15 protein-coding genes are annotated in these 18,054 nt (G+C 67.6%); 3 read left to right on the top strand and 12 right to left on the bottom strand.

All coding sequences use genetic code 11. From position 1 onward, the window contains the following. Nucleotides 1–2: 2 nt before the first annotated feature. The 3 genes from holA to leuS are packed head-to-tail and all read right to left on the bottom strand — an operon-like array spanning nucleotide 3 to nucleotide 4,194. On the bottom strand, nucleotides 3–1,040 hold the full coding sequence (holA, locus tag F466_RS0112520) for a DNA polymerase III subunit delta (protein WP_018138178.1): 1,038 nt from the start codon (nucleotides 1,038–1,040) through the stop codon (nucleotides 3–5). Next, entirely contained in the window at nucleotides 1,040–1,606 is a 567-nt protein-coding gene (lptE, locus tag F466_RS0112515; RefSeq protein ID WP_018138179.1) for an LPS assembly lipoprotein LptE, read from the bottom strand. The genes holA and lptE overlap by 1 nt, the downstream gene beginning before the upstream one ends. Then, nucleotides 1,603–4,194, bottom strand: a complete 2,592-nt coding sequence (gene leuS, locus F466_RS0112510) for a leucine--tRNA ligase (RefSeq protein ID WP_018994265.1) — start codon at nucleotides 4,192–4,194, stop codon at nucleotides 1,603–1,605. Before leuS ends, lptE begins: the two co-directional genes overlap by 4 nt. Before the next feature lie 206 nt (nucleotides 4,195–4,400). Between leuS and F466_RS0112505 the strand changes: the two genes are divergently transcribed. Both F466_RS0112505 and F466_RS0112500 read left to right on the top strand, forming a co-directional pair. Then, entirely contained in the window at nucleotides 4,401–5,255 is an 855-nt protein-coding gene (locus F466_RS0112505; RefSeq protein ID WP_018138181.1) for a DUF2189 domain-containing protein, read from the top strand. Nucleotides 5,256–5,316: 61 nt separating this feature from the next. Then, nucleotides 5,317–5,862 (top strand): zinc ribbon-containing protein, encoded by a 546-nt coding sequence (locus F466_RS0112500; RefSeq protein WP_018138182.1) that lies wholly within the window; start codon nucleotides 5,317–5,319, stop codon nucleotides 5,860–5,862. A 47-nt stretch (nucleotides 5,863–5,909) separates the two neighbouring features. Here F466_RS0112500 and lnt read toward each other — a convergent pair whose 3' ends face one another. From lnt to F466_RS0112465, 7 genes are all read right to left on the bottom strand, one after another. Then, on the bottom strand, nucleotides 5,910–7,409 hold the full coding sequence (gene lnt, locus F466_RS0112495) for an apolipoprotein N-acyltransferase (RefSeq protein WP_018994264.1): 1,500 nt from the start codon (nucleotides 7,407–7,409) through the stop codon (nucleotides 5,910–5,912). Beyond that, nucleotides 7,409–8,341, bottom strand: coding sequence for an HlyC/CorC family transporter (locus F466_RS0112490; protein ID WP_018994263.1), 933 nt, complete (start codon nucleotides 8,339–8,341; stop codon nucleotides 7,409–7,411). Before F466_RS0112490 ends, lnt begins: the two co-directional genes overlap by 1 nt. Beyond that, nucleotides 8,334–8,849 carry an rRNA maturation RNase YbeY gene (gene ybeY, locus F466_RS0112485; RefSeq protein WP_018138185.1) on the bottom strand — a complete coding sequence of 172 codons (516 nt, stop codon included), beginning with the start codon at nucleotides 8,847–8,849 and terminating at the stop codon, nucleotides 8,334–8,336. The genes F466_RS0112490 and ybeY overlap by 8 nt, the downstream gene beginning before the upstream one ends. Continuing rightward, nucleotides 8,836–9,831, bottom strand: a complete 996-nt coding sequence (locus F466_RS0112480; protein WP_018138186.1) for a PhoH family protein — start codon at nucleotides 9,829–9,831, stop codon at nucleotides 8,836–8,838. Before F466_RS0112480 ends, ybeY begins: the two co-directional genes overlap by 14 nt. Before the next feature lie 3 nt (nucleotides 9,832–9,834). Next, a complete protein-coding gene (gene miaB, locus F466_RS0112475) occupies nucleotides 9,835–11,187 on the bottom strand; it encodes a tRNA (N6-isopentenyl adenosine(37)-C2)-methylthiotransferase MiaB (protein WP_018994262.1) in 1,353 nt (450 codons plus the stop codon). A gap of 39 nt (nucleotides 11,188–11,226) precedes the next feature. After that, on the bottom strand, nucleotides 11,227–11,706 hold the full coding sequence (gene ssb / locus F466_RS0112470) for a single-stranded DNA-binding protein (protein ID WP_018138188.1): 480 nt from the start codon (nucleotides 11,704–11,706) through the stop codon (nucleotides 11,227–11,229). Between the two features lie 405 nt (nucleotides 11,707–12,111). Continuing rightward, the gene (locus F466_RS0112465; protein WP_018174532.1) at nucleotides 12,112–13,500 is read right to left on the bottom strand and encodes an MFS transporter; all 1,389 of its coding nucleotides are present in this window, start codon (nucleotides 13,498–13,500) and stop codon (nucleotides 12,112–12,114) included. 169 nt (nucleotides 13,501–13,669) lie between these two features. Between F466_RS0112465 and uvrA the strand changes: the two genes are divergently transcribed. Further along, nucleotides 13,670–16,519 (top strand): excinuclease ABC subunit UvrA, encoded by a 2,850-nt coding sequence (gene uvrA, locus F466_RS0112460; RefSeq protein ID WP_018994261.1) that lies wholly within the window; start codon nucleotides 13,670–13,672, stop codon nucleotides 16,517–16,519. An 85-nt stretch (nucleotides 16,520–16,604) separates the two neighbouring features. On the opposite strand, the gene rplQ is transcribed toward uvrA, so the two are convergent. Continuing rightward, complete coding sequence (rplQ, locus tag F466_RS0112455; protein WP_018138191.1) at nucleotides 16,605–17,000, bottom strand: 50S ribosomal protein L17; 396 nt, start codon at nucleotides 16,998–17,000, stop codon at nucleotides 16,605–16,607. Nucleotides 17,001–17,042: 42 nt separating this feature from the next. Further along, nucleotides 17,043–18,029 carry a DNA-directed RNA polymerase subunit alpha gene (rpoA, locus tag F466_RS0112450; RefSeq protein ID WP_012983507.1) on the bottom strand — a complete coding sequence of 329 codons (987 nt, stop codon included), beginning with the start codon at nucleotides 18,027–18,029 and terminating at the stop codon, nucleotides 17,043–17,045. Nucleotides 18,030–18,054 lie beyond the last annotated feature (25 nt).

Below are 18,054 nucleotides of genomic sequence, written 5' to 3'. Positions count from 1 at the left end.
AATCAGACTCGTTCGGTGTTCAGTGCGGGCAATGGCCGGGACAACCGGCGTCCCGCCATACGGGCCACCAAGTCTAGCAACCCCTGCCGGGCGTTGCCGTTTTCCTGACCCTTGATGACCCGATCCACGCGCGCGGCCTCGCCCAGCAGCCCGCGCGCCGCCGGCAGGCTCAGCCGCGACATCGCCTGGCGCAGGGCCTTCTGGCCGTCTCCGAAGCTGCCCTGAAAGGCCTCGCGATCCGGCGCCCCGGCCGCCTTGCGCTCCATCGCCTGCACCAGCAGCCGGCATTCGCGCGCCAGCGCCCAGAGGATCAGGGGCTCCGGCTGTCCCTCGTCCAGCAGCCCCTCCAGCATGCGCAGGGCATGTCGGGCATCGCCGCGCAGTGCGGTCGGGGCCAGGGCAAACAGCTCGAAGCGCGCGGCGTCGGTGGTGGCTTCGGCCAGCACGGCCTCGTCGATGTCGGTCACGCCCGCCAGCGCCAGCTTCTCGATCTCCTGGCGCGCGGCCAGCAGATTGCCCTCGATGCGCGAGACCAGCAGCGCCAGCGCCGGATCCGTGATCGTCAGGCCATGGCGCTGCAGGCGGGCGCGAACCCACGGACCCAGCTGGGATGGCGGGATCGGACGCGCGTGCAGCACCACCGCACGGTTCTCCAGCGCCTTGAACCAGGCTGCCCGGCGCATGTCCCGATCCGGCCGCGGGAGCTGCAACAGCAGCACGAGATCGTCCTGGGGATCGGCCGCATAGGCCTTCAGGTGATCGCCACCTACCTTGCCCGGCTTGCCAGTGGCCAGGCGCAGGTCCAGCACGCTGCGCTCGGCGAACAGGGACCGGTCGCGGATCGCGGACTCGAACGGCGCCCAGTCGGACTGCGCGGTCATGTCCAGCACGGTCCGTTCCAGATAGCCCTGGTCGCGGGCCGCCGCACGGATCGCATCGGCCGCCTCGATCGCCTGCAATGGCTCCTCGGCCAGCAGCAGGTAGATCGGCGCCACGCCGCGCGCCAGATCCTGTTCCAGGCGGGCGAGATCCTGGGCCATCAGTCGGTAGGTTCTCCAGTCATCGGCTGGTCATCCTCGAACTCGACATCCGTGCGCAACTGCCCGTCGGCTCCGATCACCGCCTGAATACGACGCTGCAGCTGGCTGACGATATCCCGGTTCATTGCCTCGCGCAGGGTCTCCTCGCGCTCGGAACGGCTGAGCACCGCCGAGCCGTCGAACAGATAGATCCGGCTTGCGTGCAACGTGCCCAGATCCACAGCCTCGCCGTCCACCGGGCGCAGGCGCACCTCCACCGACCGGATCAGTTCGTACTCCGCGACCCGTGCCGCGTCGGTCACCGACAGCGTGCGCCGACGGTCGCGCACGGAGCGCACATCCAGGGTGGCGCCCTGCCCCTCGGGGCGCTGATCGACCACCTCGACCCCGGCCGAGCCGAAGGCCACCGCCAGCTCGCGGTACAGGGAGTCCCGCGGATTCACGCCGGTGATCTGCACCGGGGCCAGGGCCTCCGGCCAGTCCATGCTGCCGCGCAGCTGGAAGCCGCAGGCGGCCACAGCAACCGCCAGCCATACGACCAGCACTGCGCGCAGCACCGCGGTCATTGCGGCTTCACCACGAAGTTCACCAGGCGACCGGGCACCACGATCACCTTCACCACGTTGTGTCCCTCAATGTGCCGCTGCACGTTCTCGTCGCCGCGCGCGGCGGCCTCGATCGCATCGCGGTCGGCACCGGCGGGGACCGCGATCTCGGCGCGGCGCTTGCCGTTCACCTGCACCGCCAGGGTCTCCTGCGCGGCCTGGCGCGCGGCCTCGTCGACCGTCGGCCAGGCGGTGGTCGCGACCAGCTCGTCATGGCCCAGCGCGCGCCACAGCATCTCGGTCACATGCGGGATGATCGGCGCCAGCATGCGCACGATGCCCTCCAGGGCCTCCTGGCGCACGGCCGCGGCCCGGGCCGCATCCTTCGGGAATTTTCCGAGATCGTTCAGCAGCTCCATGTTCGCGGCCACCGCCGTGTTGAAGGTCTGGCGCCGCCCGATGTCGTCAGTCACCTTGGCGATGGTGTCGTGCAGCTTGCGCCGCAGCTCGCGCCCGGCGTCGTCCAGCGCGTCCACATCCAGCGCACCCGGCGCATCGCCGTTCACGTGCTCGTGCACCGCCCGCCACAGGCGCTTGATGAAGCGCTGCGCGCCCTCGACGCCGGAGTCGGACCACTCCAGCGACAGGTCCGGCGGCGCGGCGAACATGGTGAACAGCCGCGCGGTGTCGGCACCGAAGCGCTCGATCAGCGCCTGCGGGTCCACGCCGTTGTTCTTCGACTTGGACATCTTCTCCATGCCGCCCACGACCACCGGCTGGCCGTCCTCGCGGTGGCGCGCGGCCTTCACGGCGCCGTCCTCCGCGCGTTCCAGCTCGACATCGGCCGGGTTGATCCAGTCCTTCCCGCCGTCACCGCGTTCGCGGTAGAAGGTCGGCGCGATCACCATCCCCTGGGTCAGCAGCCGGGTGAATGGCTCGTCGGAGGCCAGCAGGCCCTCGTCGCGCAGCAGCTTGTGGAAGAAGCGCGCATACAGCAGATGCAGCACGGCATGCTCGATGCCGCCGACGTACTGATCCACCGGCAGCCAGTGGTCGGCTCGCGCATCCAGCATCGCGGTGTCGTTGTCGGCACAGGCGTAACGCGCGAAGTACCAGCTCGACTCGAAGAAGGTGTCGAAGGTGTCGGTCTCGCGCCGCGCCGCCTTGCCGCATTCCGGGCAGGTTGCCTCGAAGAACTCGGGCATGCGCGCCAGGGGCGAGCCGGCGCCGTCCGGGATCACGTCCTCCGGCAGGCGCACCGGCAGGTCGGCTTCCGGCACCGGCACCGCCCCGCAGTCGTCGCAGTGGATCACCGGGATCGGGCAGCCCCAGTAGCGCTGGCGCGAGATGCCCCAGTCGCGCAGGCGGTAGTTGCGCCGGCGCCGGCCCAGCCCGGCCTGTTCCAGGTGTTCGGCGATCGCGGCCTTGGCCGCCTCGGAGGCCTGCCCGTCGAAGTCGCCGGAGTTCACCAGCACGCCGGGATCGGTGAAGGCCGCGGCTTGTACGTCGCACTCGGCGCCGCCGGCCGGGGCGATCACCTGCCGGATCGGCAGCCCGTACTGCGTGGCGAACTCGTGGTCGCGTTCGTCGTGTGCCGGCACCGCCATCACTGCGCCGGTGCCGTATTCCATCAGCACGAAGTTGGCGACCCAGACCGGGACCTCCGCTCCGGTCAGCGGGTGGCGGGCGGTAAAGCCCAGCGACCGGCCCTTCTTCTCCATGGTCGCCAGATCGGCCTCGGCCACCCCGCCCTGCGCGCAGTCGGCGACGAACGCGGCCAGGTCGGCGTCATGTTCCGCCAGCGCCTGCACCCGCGGGTGCTCCGGGGCCAGCGCCATGTAGGAGACGCCGAACAGGGTGTCCGGGCGCGTGGTGTAGACGGTCAGCGGCTCGCCGCCGTCCACCGCGAATTCCAGCTCCACGCCCTCGGAACGCCCGATCCAGTTGCGCTGCATGGTGCGCACCTGGTCCGGCCAGCCGTCCAGCCCGTCCAGGGCCTCCAGCAGCTCGTCGGCGTAGTCGGTGATGCGCAGGAACCACTGCGGCATCTCGCGGCGCTCGACCAGCGCGCCGGAGCGCCAGCCGCGGCCCTCGATCACCTGCTCGTTGGCGAGCACGGTCTGGTCCACCGGGTCCCAGTTCACGGTCGCCTTCTTGCGGTAGACCAGGCCCTTCTTCAGCAGGCGCACAAACAGCCACTGTTCCCAGCGGTAGTAGTCGGCATCGCAGGTCGCGAACTCGCGCGACCAGTCATAGGCGAAGCCCAGGCGCTTGAGCTGGGTGCGCATCTGCTCGATGTTCTGGCGGGTCCAGGCGGCCGGCGGGACGTGGTTCTGCATCGCCGCGTTCTCCGCCGGCAGGCCGAAGGCATCCCAGCCCATCGGCTGCAGCACGCTCCTGCCCTGCATGCGCTGGAAGCGCGCGATCACGTCCCCGATGGTGTAGTTGCGCACATGCCCCATGTGCAGCTTGCCCGACGGGTAGGGGAACATGGACAGGCAGTAGAACGGCTCGCCGGGGGCGTCCTCGCGCGCGCGGAAGCAGTCGGCCTCCTCCCACTGGCGCTGTACCTGCGCCTCGATCACCTCCGGGGAATACTGCTCCTGCATGCGCCTCACCTGTGCCTTTATCGCGGGAAACAAAGAACTGCGCAGAATACCAGCCGCCCGTACCCCCTCCAAGCAAACGACGCTGACCGGGGCACCCGGGCAACCCGCCGGTTTTCGAGACGGGCTTCAAAAAATGACCGGAACCACTGCGCATCACGACAGACGGAATCAGTGAGCCCACGAAAAAGTCCCAAGGAGTTGAGGACATGAGTGAGGAAAAGGACGAAATCCCCGTTGTGAAGCGCGCCTATCCCGAAGACCTGGGCGAAGTCGAAAGAGAACACACACCCGAGACCGAGAGTCCCGCAATCCGCACAGTGGAGCCCGACCATCTCGGGACCTGGCTGGGCAAGGGCTGGCGAGACCTCTGGAAAACACCCGTGGCCCTGATACACGGCCTGGTCATCGCCATCGTCGGCCTGGTGCTGCTGGGAATGTCATGGAACCAGCCCTGGATGGCCTTTTCCTTCCTGGCCGGCTTCCTGTTCCTGGGGCCGGTGCTCGCCGTCGGCGTGAACTACCTGGCGATGGAACGCGAACAGGGCCATTCCACTGGCGCAGGCCTCGGCTGGCTTACCCATCTGGGGGGATCGGTCTGGGTATTCGCCCTGCTGCTGGCCCTGATCTTCGTTATCTGGGCGAGCTTCGTCTGGATGTGGGTCGCCGTGCTGAATATCGGCGAACTGGGTGTGACCGGGCAGTTGCATCACCTGGTGGGCACCATGCTGACCACCGGCTCCGGGATCATCTCCCTGATCGGGGTAGTCGTGGCCGCCGTGGTGTTCGGGCTCATAGTCTTCGTACTGAGCCTCGTCACCTTGCCCGCCATGATCGATCACCGCGCCCGCGAGGAGGCCCCGCAGACCACGCTGGTCGACGCGATCGGGATGAGCCTGAAGGCCTTCAACCACAACCGGGGCACGCTGATCCTGTGGGGGCTGATCATTACCACCCTGTTCGTGATCTCGGTGGCCACGGCCTTGCTGGCACTGATCGTGATCTTCCCGTGGCTCGGCTTTGCGATGTGGCACGGCTACCGGGATCTGGTCGAAACTGCGTAAAAAGGCTCTAATCCTGGGGAGGGGGGCAACCGCCCCTCCCCAACAATCGACGGAGGAATCGATGAGCGAAGAACGCAGGGACGAGGAACGCGAGAACCGACTGAGCAGCGCCTACCACCGGATGCTGCACGAGGTCACCGAAGATCTCGAAAAACTGGAGGACAAGACCAGCAAGGCGATCACCGAGACACTGGAAAACGCCCGCGACCGCGTACAGAAGGCCAGCGACCTCACGCGCGAGGAGGCCCACGAGGTCATGGACTATCTGCGCCGCGACCTGCAGGACCTGGGGGCTTACCTGGACAGCCGCAGCGAGGACTGGCGCGGCTGGCTGCGGATCGACCTCGGGCTGATCGAGGCCAGTGTTCTCAATGCGCTGGAGCGCATCGCCGACAGGACTCGCATCGAGATCACCGAGCTGACCGCCCGCGCCCAGGTGATGGGCGAATGGCACACCGGCGAGATCACTGGCCCCGGCGAGCTATTGTGCAAGAAATGCGGCCATGCCCTGCACATGACCAAGGTCGCGCGCATTCCGCCCTGCTCCAACTGCCATAACACGACCTTCCGCCGTGGCCCGGGCGCCAGCGAGACCGCAGAGGCCTAGGAGCCGATCAGTCCCAGGTCCGACAGGCTCATAGTCCAGCGGAAACGTCAGACCGACTGTGACCGGGTGCGGCAACCCACCGCCGCACCCAGCACCACCAGTACCAGCGCAGCCAGCACCGCCGGGCCCTCGCCCAGCGCGGCGGCGGGGGTCAGCCCGGTGCGCGGCTCCAGCGTCCCGCGGACCACCTCGCGGGTAAACAGACCCGAGCGTTCCAGGATACGGCCATCGGCATCGATCAGCGCCGAGATGCCCGTGTTGGTCGAACGCACCATCGGGCGCCCGGTCTCCACCGCGCGCACCCGGGCAATCTGCAGGTGCTGGGCCGGGGCCAGGCTGTCGCCGAACCAGGCGTCGTTGGAGACGTTGACCAGGAATCCGGCCTCCGGCAGTGCCGCGCGAATGTGACGGGAATAGGCGGACTCGTAGCAAATACTGACCCCGGCGGTCGTCCCGGCCATCTCCATGCGGCCATCGCCCCTGCCCGGGGAGAGGTCCGACATCGGGATCTGCAGCAGCCGGTCCAGCCAGGCCAGGCGATCGCGCAGCGGGATGTACTCGCCAAAGGGCACCAGCTGGCGCTTGTTGTAGCCCACGCCACTGCCGACATGCACCACCGAGTTGAAGACATCCCGCCCCTCGGCCTCGTAATCGAAGATACCGACCACCAGCTCGCCACCGGCCTCGGCGAGCTCGCTCGCAATGCCTTCCAGAGGACGGTGAACCTCGGTATAGAACGCCGGTATCGCGGTCTCCGGCCAGACGATCAACGCATCCCCGACGGCCTCGCGGGTCAACTCCTGATAGATATCCAGCGAATACTCGATCCCGTCCGGGGCCCATTTGCGGGCCTGGTCGATGTTGCCCTGCACCATCGCGACCGGGATCTCCTCGCCGGTGGGCTCCACCCAGCGCACGAGCCCCAGTGCCAGCGATGCGATCACCACCGTGACGGCCAGCCCTGCTCCCAGCCAGCGCTTCCCCGGCAGAAATACACTGACCACGGCCACCGCGAGCAACGCGACCATCAGCCCGGCGCCCAGCTCCCCGGCCAGGGGCAGCCAGCCCTGCAGTGGGGTGTCCAGCACCGTGTGCCCGAACAGCAGCCAGGGGAAGCCCGAGAACAGCCAGGACCGGGCCAGTTCCATCAGCACCACACCCCCGGCCAGGGCCAGCAGCCCGGCTGGTCGCGTCAGCGGCAGAAAACGGGCGGCCAGCCCCGCGAGCAGGGCCGGATAAAGGGCCATCATCAGTACGAAGAGCACGGTGATGAACGAGGCCACCACCAGGGGGGCCTGCCCGAATACCAGCAGGCTGTTGAAGATCCAGGTCACGCCGGCCCCGAAGAACCCGAGCCCGAAGGCATAGCCGGTCCAGGCGGCCTGCCGCGGCGGTGCGTCGATCAGCAGGCCAAACCAGACGGCCAGCCCCAGGGGCGCGGCCAGGAACCAGCCGACCGGGGCAAAGGCGAGGGTCGCCCCCGCCCCTGAGACCAGGGCCAGCACTGTGATGGCCCAGGCAGGCAGACGCTCGGCCAGTGGCTGCATCAGGCCCCCTTGTGCTCGCCGCCGTCGGTCGGCTGGCCCTCGAAGGTCTGGCCAGAGTCATCCGAGACCGGGATCACGTCGGGCTCCGGCAGGCGCATCTCCAGCAGATGCAGGCGGCGGTTGTCCGCGCGCAGCACACGAAAACGCATGCCGTCGATCACGATCTGCTCGCCACGTCGCGGCACATGGCCGAAGTGCGACAGCACCAGTCCGCCGATGGTGTCGAAGTCGTCCTCGCTGTAGGCGGTCTGGAAGTAGGCGTTGAACTCCTCCATCGGCGTCAGCGCCTTGATGGTGTAGCGCCCGCCGGGGTGCTGCATGATCTGGGTCAGGTAGTCCTCGACATCGTGCTCGTCCTCGATCTCGCCGACGATCTGCTCCAGCACGTCCTCGATGGTCACCAGCCCGGCCACGCCACCGTACTCGTCCACCACGATCGCCATGTGGTTGCGGCTCAGGCGGAACTCCTTCAGCAGCACGTTCAGGCGCTTGCTCTCCGGCACGAACACCGCCGGGCGCAGGATCTCCTGCATGTCGAAGGCGGCATCGTCGGGCTCGCCGAAAAAGCGCAGCAGGTCCTTGGCCAGCAGGACACCGACGACCTCGTCGCGGTGGTCCCCGACCACCGGCAGGCGCGAGTGCGCGGAGGCGACCACGTCCGGCAGGAACTCGGACAGGCGCGCGTCGCGGCGGACGACCTCCATCTGCGCACGCGGGATCATGATGTCGCGCACCTGCATGTCGGCCACGTTGAGCACGCCCTCGAGCATGGTCAGGGCCTCGGGGTCGACCAGCTCGCGACCGTGCGCATCGCGCAGCGTCTCGATCAATTCGGGGCGGGTGGCAGGATCGCGGCGCGGCCACAGGCGCGTCTTCGCGCGCTCCAGCCAGCGCCGCCAGGTAGGTTGCTCGTCGGGTACGGGTTCAGGCATTGGGGACGGTTCCGGTGGCGGGCGCGCTTGGGTCACGGGCCGGAGAGCCGGTCTGATAGGGGTCGGGATAGCCTAACCCGGCCAGGATCGAGCGCTCAACGGCCTCCATCGCCTCGGCCTCGCCGGGTTCCTGGTGATCCATGCCCTGCAGATGCAGCAGGCCATGCACCACCATGTGATTGTAATGGGCCCGCAGGGACTTGCCCTGCTCGGCCGCCTCGCGCGCCAGCACCGGCGCACAGAGCACGATATCGCCGAGATAGTGCGGCTCGCCCGCCGCCATCGCGGGCAGATCGGGGGCGGGGAAGGACAATACGTTGGTGGCGTAGGCACGCCCGCGAAAGCCCCGGTTCAGTTCCAGGCCTTCGTCGGCATCCACCACGCGCAGGGTTACGCGGGCCCGGCCGGCCCCGCGCCATGCGGCGCGCGCGGCCCGGTGCAGGGTAACGGCGGACGGGATCCCCCGACGCGGCAGGGCATACTGGACCACGACCTCAAGCGTCGCCATCGCCTCGGGGTCCGCCCTCCTGTGCCGCGTCATCCTCGTGTGCGTCGTAGGCCTCGACGATGCGCTGCACCAGCGGGTGGCGCACCACATCGCCCGCCTGGAACCGCGTAATGCTCACCCCCTCCACGCCCTGCAGAATCTGCATCGCGTGCTTCAGGCCCGAACGCTGGCCGCGCGGCAGATCCACCTGGGTGATATCGCCATTGACGACCGCCGTGGAACCAAAGCCGATCCGGGTGAGGAACATCTTCATCTGCTCGACGGTGGTGTTCTGTGCCTCGTCGAGGATGATGAAGGCCTCGTTCAGCGTGCGCCCGCGCATGTAGGCCAGCGGGGCCACCTCGATCACCTGGCGCTCCATCAGACGCGCGGTCTGGTCGAAGCCCATCAGTTCATACAGGGCGTCGTACATCGGGCGCAGGTAGGGGTCGATCTTCTGCGCGAGATCGCCAGGCAGGAAACCCAGGCGCTCGCCCGCCTCCACCGCCGGACGCACCAGCACCAGGCGCTGCACGCGGTCCTGCTCCAGCGCCGCGACAGCGGCGGCCACCGCGAGAAAGGTCTTGCCGGTCCCGGCGGGCCCAATCCCGAAGCTCAGGTCATGCTGCTGGATCGAGGCCAGGTAGCGGCTCTGGCGCGGACCACGGCCCCGGATCACCGCGCGCTTCAGACGCAAGGCGGGATCAGCGGCGGCCGGCTCGGCCTCCGCCAACCCTTCCATGTGCGCGGTCTGCAGTGCCGTATGCACCTGCTCCAGGCTGACCGGTTCCTCCTGCGCCATGCGGTGGAGGTCGTGAATCAGCGCGCCGGCGGCCTGTACCGCGGCCTTCGGCCCGGTCAGGTTGAAGCGCGGCCCGCGATTGTGCACGGCCACGCCCAGGCGCGACTCGATCAGGCGCAGATGGGCATCCAGCGGACCGGACAGACGCGCCAGCGTCTCCTGGTCCCCCGGCTCCAGGGTGAAATCCAGACGGTTACTCATCAATCAGGCGCCGACGGCGGCGGGCATCGCCCGCTCGACCGCACGGCCGCGCAGGGAATGCGCCAGGGCCTCGGTGATCTCGACCGGGATCATCTGTCCGATCAGGCTGGGGTCGCCCGCGAAGTTCACGATGCGGTTGTTTGCCGTGCGCCCGGCCAGTTCGCCCGGATTGCGCTTGGCCGGGCCCTCGACCAGGACCGACTCGATGTTGCCGACCATGGCCTGGTTGCGCTCGCGCCCGTGCTGTTCGATCAGGGCCTGCAGCTCGGCCAGGCGAGCCTTCTTGGTAGCCAGCGGCACGTCGTCCGGCAGCGAGGCCGCTGGCGTACCCGGACGGGCGCTGTAGATGAAGCTGAAGGAGAAGTCGAAGTGCAGCTCCTCGATCAGCTTCATGGTCGCCGCGTGGTCGGCGTCCGTCTCGCCGGGGAAGCCGACGATGAAGTCGGAGGACAGGTCCAGGTCCGGACGCGCCTCGCGCAGGCGGCGGATCTTGGACTTGTATTCCAGAATCGTGTGGCCACGCTTCATCTGCGCCAGGATGCGGTCGGAACCGCTCTGTACCGGCAGGTGCAAGTGGCTGACCAGCTTGGGCTCGTCGGCATAGGCCTGGATCAGCGAATCGGAAAACTCCACCGGATGCGAGGTGGTAAAACGGATGCGCTCGATCCCGTCCACCGCGGCGACGTAGTGGATCAGCAGGGCGAGGTCGGCGGTGTCACCGTCTTCCATCGGCCCGCGGTAGGCATTCACGTTCTGCCCCAGCAGGTTGATCTCCTTGACCCCCTGCCCGGCCAGCGCCACGACCTCGGCGATCACGTCGTCGAACGGCCGGCTGATCTCGTCACCGCGCGTATAGGGCACCACGCAGAAGCTGCAGTACTTGGAACAGCCCTCCATCACCGAGACGAACGCGGTCGGGCCATCGGCCTTCGGCTCGGGCAGGCGGTCGAACTTCTCGATCTCGGGGAAGGAGATATCCACCACCGGCGCACGCTCGCGGCGCACCGACTGGATCATCGCCGGCAGGCGGTGCAGCGTCTGCGGGCCGAACACCAGGTCCACGTACGGGGCCCGCTCGCGCAGGGCGTCGCCCTCCTGGCTGGCCACACAGCCGCCGACCCCGATGATCACCTCCGGCCGGCGCTCCTTGATCTGGCGCCAGCGCCCCAGCAGCGAGAACACCTTCTCCTGTGCCTTCTCGCGGATGGAGCAGGTGTTCATCAGCAGGAGATCGGCCTGCTCGGGGTCATCGGTACGCTCCGCCCCGTGCAGCTCGCGCAGCGCGTCGAGCATGCGGTCGGAGTCGTACTCGTTCATCTGACACCCGTGCGTCTGGATGTAGACCTTGCGGATCATGCGTGCGTACTTGTGTTGGTGGACGTCGGGGACATCCCTTTAGAACGGGACGTCGTCGTCATCGAAGGCGCCACCGGAGACCGGGGCGCTGCTGCGGTTGCCGCCCTGCTGGCCGCCACCGCCATAGGCATTGCCGCCGCCATAGCCCGGGTCCTGGTCGAACCCGCCGCCACCGCCACCACCACGACCGCCGATCAACTGCATGTCGTTGGCGACCACCTCGGTGCTGTAGCGGTCATTGCCGGACTGGTCCTGCCACTTGCGGGTCTGGATCTTGCCCTCGATATAGACCTGCGAGCCCTTGGACAGGTACTGCGCGGCGATGTCGGCCAGACGCCCGAACATCACCACCCGGTGCCATTCGGTGTTCTCGCGCTTCTCGCCGGAGTTCTTGTCGGTCCACTGCTCCGAGGTCGCCAGCCGCAGATTGGTAACCGTAACCCCATTGGGGGTCTCGCGCTTTTCCGGATCGGCTCCGAGATTACCGAGCAGGATGACTTTGTTGACGCCGCGGGCCATGGGAACTCCTTAGTGTCTGACGCCTTGTGCAGGGCGCGGGAAACGAACCGTTAAGGAAACACTGATCAATGTACACGCTCGCGTTGGTACCCCAGGTTTTCCGAGACAAGGCGCGTCGTGCAGCGGGTAGTGGTTCTACCCGCAAGCGGCGCAACGCAGGATCGAGGAACCTGGGGTGCCAACCCCGAAGGGGCTCGGCCGCCCGTTGTAATCAAAAACTGGCATGCGCACGGCGTTGCGGCTCCCTTGTGCAGAATGACTGCACGGCAGTCGCTGCGCCTTGTTCGCACGCAAAAGCGTCGAGCGCAAGCGCGTACATTGGTCAGTGTTTCCTTAATTGTAGCAGGGCGCCCGCGAGCCGGCAGCGCCCGTTTGCGGTATTGCCACAAACGCCGATGGCACTGCTCAACCCCCGCGCGCGGCCACCCCATCGGGGGGCTGCGCCAGCCAGGCCACCAGGGCCTCCGTATCCGGCCCGCCGGGATCGACCTTGAGGTACAGCGACCGCGCATCGGGCGACAGCGCCACCTCCACGATGCCGGGCCAGCCCGCCAGCGCGAAGCGCAGCTCGGCCTCGCGCCCCGCCCAGTGGGCGGGAATCCCCAGTACACGGTTGGATCGATAGCGTGGCTGCATGCGCCAGGCGACCACAAACCAGATCAGCAGCAGGGGGACGGAGGCAAGAAAGACACCGGCGGGCCCCGTAAGGGTCAGCACGCCACCCCCGACCAGCCCCCCGGCGAAGATTCCCAGGAACTGCGCCGTGGCAAAGCCGCCCATGGCCGTCCCCTTGTGCGCGACCGGCGCCTCCCGCGCGACCAGGGACGGCAGCCCGGCCTCCAGCAGATTGAAGGCGGCGAAAAACGCCACCATCAGACCCACAAAAAGCCACATACCCATGCCATTGAAGAGGACCAGCGCCAGCAGGAGCTGGACCAGCACGAGCAGGGCAATCGCACCGCGCATCACCGTATGCACCCGTCGGCGGCGCTCGCCCAGGATGATCCCCGGCAGCATCAGGGCAAAGCCCGCCAGCAGCACCGGGACATAAAAGCGCCAGTGCTCGGCGCCGGCCAGCCCCAGATACTCGACCAGCAGCAGCGGGATCACGAGGAAATTGGCCGCCAGCACCAGGTGCAGCACGAAGATGCCGAGATTCAGGCGCAGCAGCTCCGGTTCGCGCAGCACCTGCGGCAGCGCGGACCACATGGGGACCATATCCGGGTGCTGCCGCGAGCGCTCCGGGTTGGGCACCCAGAACAGCAGGATCACGATCGCCAGTACCCCGAGCAATGCGGACAGGCCGAAGACCCCGCTCAACCCGGCCGCGCGATCGACGACCGGCCCCAGCGCCATCGAGGCGGTAAAGGTCAGCCCGATGGTCAGTCCGATCACCGCGAGTGCGCGCATACGTCGCTCCTCGCCCACCAGATCGGCGGTCAGCGCGAGGATCACCGCGGCCACCGCCCCGGCGCCCTGCAGCGCCCGCCCCAGGATCACCCCGTGCACGGTCTCCGCCAGGGCCGCGACCAGACTCCCGAGCACGAAGAGCACGAGCCCGCCGAGGATCAGTGGCTTGCGGCCCAGCCGGTCGGACAACAGACCAAACGGGATCTGCAGCAGGGCCTGGGTCAGGCCGTAGATCCCCAGCGCCAGCCCCATCAGGAGCGGGGTCGCACCCGCGAGCGCGTCCAGGTGCAGCATGAACACCGGCAGCACCATGAACAGGCCGGCCATGCGCACGCCATAGATGGCCGCGAGCCCGGAGGTCGCGCGCAGCTCGCGGGGCGTCATGCCGGTGGAATCCGCAGGGAAGGACGGGCTGTCATGCGTGCCGAGTTTACCGGCAACAACGCCACGGAAACCATGGCGGCGATCGCCGCAGTGTTACCATGAGCGGTTTGCGCCTCAGGGCAGTCTGCCGGGCGCATCTTGCACAACCAGGTGGAGTCGATACCGATCCATGGACAGCATCAGCATCCGCGGGGCCCGCACCCACAACCTGAAGAACATCGATCTCGACCTGCCGCGCGACCGGCTGATCGTGATCACGGGCGTGTCCGGCTCCGGCAAGTCGTCGCTGGCCTTCGACACCCTGTTTGCCGAGGGGCAACGCCGCTACGTAGAGAGCCTGTCCACCTACGCCCGCCAGTTCCTGTCGATGATGGAAAAGCCGGACGTGGACCAGATCGAGGGCCTGTCGCCGGCGATCTCCATCGAACAGAAGAGCACCTCGCACAACCCGCGCTCCACGGTCGGCACCATCACCGAGATCTACGACTACCTGCGCCTCCTGTTCGCGCGCGCCGGCGAGCCGCGCTGCCCGGAACACGGCGAGACCCTGGCCGCCCAGACCATCTCGCAGATGGTGGATCAGGTGCTGGATCTGCCCGAGGGCGAGAAGGTGATGCTGCTGGCCCCGATCGTGCGCGGACGCAAGGGCGAGCACCACAAGCTGCTGGAGTCCATGCGCGCCCAGGGCTACCTGCGCGCCCGCATCAATGGCGAGATCCACGACCTCGATGCCCTGCCCGCGCTGGATGCCAAGCGCAAGCACAACATCGAGATCGTGATCGACCGTTTCAAGGTCCGCGAGGACCTGCGCCAGCGCCTGGCCGAGTCCTTCGAGACGGCGACCGAGCTGGCCGACGGGCTGGCGCTGATCGCCTGGATGGACGAGCCCGAACGCGAGCCCATGATTTTTTCCGCGCGCTATGCCTGCCCCGTCTGCGGCTATGCGCTGCGCGAGCTGGAGCCCCGGCTGTTCTCGTTCAACAACCCGGCCGGCGCCTGCCCCACCTGTGATGGCCTCGGCGTGCGCCAGTACTTCGACCCGGAGCGGGTGGTCTCGCAACCCGAACTGAGTCTGGCTGGCGGGGCGGTGCGTGGCTGGGACCGGCGCAATGCCTGGTACTTCAGTCTGCTGAACAGCCTGGCCCGGCATTACGGCTTTGACGTCGAGAGCCCCTGGCAGGAGCTGCCGGCCGAGGTCCGCGCCGTGGTGCTGCACGGCTCCGGCAAGGACAAGGTCAAGCTGTCGACCCCGGCCGCGAATGGCCGCCTGCGCACGGACGAGCGCGTGTTCGAAGGGGTGATCCCGAACCTGGAACGGCGCTACCGCGAGACCGACTCCGCAGCCGTACGCGAGGAGCTGGGGCGCTATCTGGCCGAACAGGCCTGCCCCGAGTGCCACGGCACGCGCCTGAACTCCGCGGCGCGCCACGTGTTCGTCAGCGACCTCACGCTGCCCGAGGTCACGCACATGAGCGTGGCCGATGCCCGGGCCTTCTTCGGCGAGCTGCGCCTGCCGGGACGCTTCGCCCAGATCGCAGAGAAGATCGTGCGCGAGATCGGCGCGCGCCTGGGATTCCTGAACGATGTCGGGCTCGACTATCTGACCCTGGATCGCTCCGCCGACACGCTGTCGGGCGGCGAGGCCCAGCGTATCCGGCTGGCGTCACAGATCGGGTCGGCCCTGGTGGGGGTGATGTACATCCTCGATGAGCCGTCGATCGGCCTGCACCAGCGCGACAACGAGCGCCTACTGAAGACGCTTTGTCACCTGCGGGATCTCGGCAACACGGTGGTGGTCGTCGAGCACGACGAGGATGCGATCCGTGCCGCCGATCATGTGGTCGATATCGGCCCCGGTGCGGGCCGTCATGGTGGGCAGATCGTCGCCGCCGGCACCCCCGACGAGGTGGCCCGCACACCGGATTCACTGACTGGGGCCTATCTCACCGGGACACGCGCGATCGCCGTCCCGGAGAAGCGCGTCGAACCGGACCCCGAGCGCGAGATCCGCGTGATCGGCGCGCGCGGCAACAACCTGAAGGGCGGCGACTTCGCGTTCCCGACGGGCCTGCTCACCTGTGTCACCGGCGTCTCCGGATCCGGCAAATCGACCCTGGTCAACAATACGCTCTACCCGGCCGTCGCCGTGGCCCTGCATGGCGGGCGCCACACGATCGCGCCGCACGAGCGCATCGACGGCCTCGAGCTAATCGACAAGGTCGTCGACATCGACCAGAGCCCGATCGGCCGCACCCCGCGCTCGAACCCCGCGACCTACACCGGCCTGTTCACGCCGATCCGTGAGCTGTTTGCCGCCACCGCCGAGGCCCGCTCGCGCGGCTACAAGCCCGGTCGCTTCTCGTTCAACGTGCGCGGCGGCCGCTGCGAGGCTTGCCAGGGCGACGGCGTGATCAAGGTGGAGATGCACTTCCTGCCGGATGTCTTCGTCCCCTGCGACGTCTGCAAGGGCAAGCGCTACAACCGCGAGACCCTGGAGGTCCGCTACAAGGGCAAGAGCATCCACGAGGTACTGGAGATGACGGTCGAGGAGGCCCTGGAGTTCTTCCAGCCCGTCCCAGTGATCCATCGCAAGCTCGAGATGCTGATGGAGGTCGGACTGTCCTACATCCAGCTCGGCCAGAACGCCACCACCCTGTCCGGTGGCGAGGCCCAGCGCATCAAGCTGGCGCGCGAGCTGTCCAAACGCGATACCGGCCGCACCCTGTACATCCTCGACGAGCCCACCACCGGCCTGCATTTCGAGGACATCGCCCAGCTCTTGCGAGTACTCCACCGCCTGCGCGACCACGGCAATACGATCGTCGTGATCGAACACAACCTCGATGTGATCAAGACTGCCGACTGGCTGATCGACATCGGACCAGAGGGCGGTAGCGGCGGTGGCGAGCTGTTGGTGGCCGGCACCCCCGAGGCGGTCGCCAGTACCCCGCGCAGCCACACAGGCCGCTTTCTGGCGCCCTTGCTCGATACACGCCAGAATCGAGTCGCATCCGCCTGATACTTCGCCGGGGGAGTTTGCCTTCCCCCAGACGCAAAAAAGCCGGCCCAAGAGGCCGGCTTTTTAATGCGCGAGCAGTCGCCTATCAAGCGGCTTCGCCGTTCTCCTGATCTGCACTCGGCTCCGGCCGATCGACCAGCTCGACATACGCCATCGGCGCGTTGTCGCCTGCGCGGTTCCCGCACTTCAGGATGCGCAGGTAGCCACCCGGCCGACCCTCGTAGCGCGGACCCAGCTCGGTGAACAGCTTGCCCACGATCTCCTTGTCACGAAGGCGGGCGAACGCCGTACGACGACCGTGCACGCTGTCTTCCTTCGCGAGGGTGATCAGCGGCTCGGCCACACGGCGAAGCTCTTTGGCCTTCGGCAGCGTGGTCTTGATCAGTTCGTGCCGAAACAGGGCCACGGACAGGGCCTGAAAAGTGGCCTTGCGGTGCGAGCTGTTACGGCCCAGCTGACGGCCGGAATGACGATGACGCATGAGAGATTTCCTCTGAAATACGGTTGGCGCGAAGCGCCGTGATTACTCGTTGTCGTCGCGCAGACCCGGCGGCGGCCAGTTCTCGAGACGCATCCCGAGCGACAGACCGTGAGTGGCCAGCGTGTCCTTGATCTCGGTCAGCGACTTCTTGCCCAGGTTGGGAGCACGCAGCAGCTCAACCTCGGTACGCTGGACCAGATCACCAATGTAGTACAGGTTCTCCGCCTTCAGGCAGTTCGCCGAACGCACGGTCAGTTCCAGCTCGTCCACCGGACGCAGCAGGATCGGATCGATCGCGCCAGCGGTCGTGCCCGGCACCTCGCCCGTCTCTTCCTGGAGATCGACGAACGGGGCCAGCTGACCCTGCAGGATCGTCGCCGCCTGACGCACCGCGTCATCCGGTGCGATCGCACCATTCGTTTCCAGCTCCAGCACCAGGCGATCCATGTCGGTGCGCTGCGCCAGACGGGCGCTCTCGACACGGTAGGCGACACGGCGGATCGGGCTAAAGCTGGCATCCAGCAGCAGCCGGCCAATGCCGGTCTCGTCACCTTCGGCCTGACGTCGAGTACTCACCGGCTCGTAGCCGCGCCCGGCACGCGCGGTCAGGGTCATGTCGATTTCGACATTCTTGGTGATCGTCGCGATCACATGTTCCGGGTTCACGACTTCGACATCGTGATCCACGGTGATGTCACCGGCGGTCACCACGCACGGGCCCTTTTTCTTCAGGCTCAGCGTCGACTCTTCGCGGCTGTGCATGCGCAGCGCCACACCCTTCAGGTTCAGCAGGATGTCGACCACGTCTTCCTGCACACCTTCGATCGCGGTGTACTCGTGCAGCACGCCCTCGATACGGGCCTCGACGATCGCGGCACCCGGGATCGACGACAGCAGCACGCGGCGCAGGGCGTTGCCCAGCGTATGACCGAAGCCCCGCTCGAGCGGCTCCAGCGCGACCTTGGCCTGGTTCCGATTCTCGGCCTCGACCTCGATCTGTTGTTTCTTGACCAGTTCGTTGGACTGCATGGTGTCTCCTGGCGGAAGGCCGCTA

This window comes from Thioalkalivibrio sp. ALgr1, from assembly GCF_000378285.1.
In the GTDB taxonomy this organism is placed as follows: domain Bacteria; phylum Pseudomonadota; class Gammaproteobacteria; order Ectothiorhodospirales; family Ectothiorhodospiraceae; genus Thioalkalivibrio.
Note: the sequence above shows the minus strand (reverse complement) of the source record. Positions and strands in the feature narration are given on the sequence as shown.

Excerpts from the sequence above, each read along its gene's own strand:
- lptE (WP_018138179.1), bottom strand. The coding sequence starts at position 1,606 with ATGACCGCGGTGCTGCGCGCAGTGCTGGTCGTATGGCTGGCGGTTGCT.
- rplQ (WP_018138191.1), bottom strand. The coding sequence starts at position 17,000 with ATGCGTCATCGTCATTCCGGCCGTCAGCTGGGCCGTAACAGCTCGCAC.
- ybeY (WP_018138185.1), bottom strand. The coding sequence starts at position 8,849 with ATGGCGACGCTTGAGGTCGTGGTCCAGTATGCCCTGCCGCGTCGGGGG.
- lnt (WP_018994264.1), bottom strand. The coding sequence starts at position 7,409 with ATGCAGCCACTGGCCGAGCGTCTGCCTGCCTGGGCCATCACAGTGCTG.
- holA (WP_018138178.1), bottom strand. The coding sequence starts at position 1,040 with ATGGCCCAGGATCTCGCCCGCCTGGAACAGGATCTGGCGCGCGGCGTG.
- F466_RS0112465 (WP_018174532.1), bottom strand. The coding sequence starts at position 13,500 with ATGACGCCCCGCGAGCTGCGCGCGACCTCCGGGCTCGCGGCCATCTAT.
- leuS (WP_018994265.1), bottom strand. The coding sequence starts at position 4,194 with ATGCAGGAGCAGTATTCCCCGGAGGTGATCGAGGCGCAGGTACAGCGC.
- F466_RS0112505 (WP_018138181.1), top strand. The coding sequence starts at position 4,401 with ATGAGTGAGGAAAAGGACGAAATCCCCGTTGTGAAGCGCGCCTATCCC.
- miaB (WP_018994262.1), bottom strand. The coding sequence starts at position 11,187 with ATGATCCGCAAGGTCTACATCCAGACGCACGGGTGTCAGATGAACGAG.
- ssb (WP_018138188.1), bottom strand. The coding sequence starts at position 11,706 with ATGGCCCGCGGCGTCAACAAAGTCATCCTGCTCGGTAATCTCGGAGCC.
- F466_RS0112480 (WP_018138186.1), bottom strand. The coding sequence starts at position 9,831 with ATGAGTAACCGTCTGGATTTCACCCTGGAGCCGGGGGACCAGGAGACG.
- uvrA (WP_018994261.1), top strand. The coding sequence starts at position 13,670 with ATGGACAGCATCAGCATCCGCGGGGCCCGCACCCACAACCTGAAGAAC.
- rpoA (WP_012983507.1), bottom strand. The coding sequence starts at position 18,029 with ATGCAGTCCAACGAACTGGTCAAGAAACAACAGATCGAGGTCGAGGCC.
- F466_RS0112500 (WP_018138182.1), top strand. The coding sequence starts at position 5,317 with ATGAGCGAAGAACGCAGGGACGAGGAACGCGAGAACCGACTGAGCAGC.
- F466_RS0112490 (WP_018994263.1), bottom strand. The coding sequence starts at position 8,341 with ATGCCTGAACCCGTACCCGACGAGCAACCTACCTGGCGGCGCTGGCTG.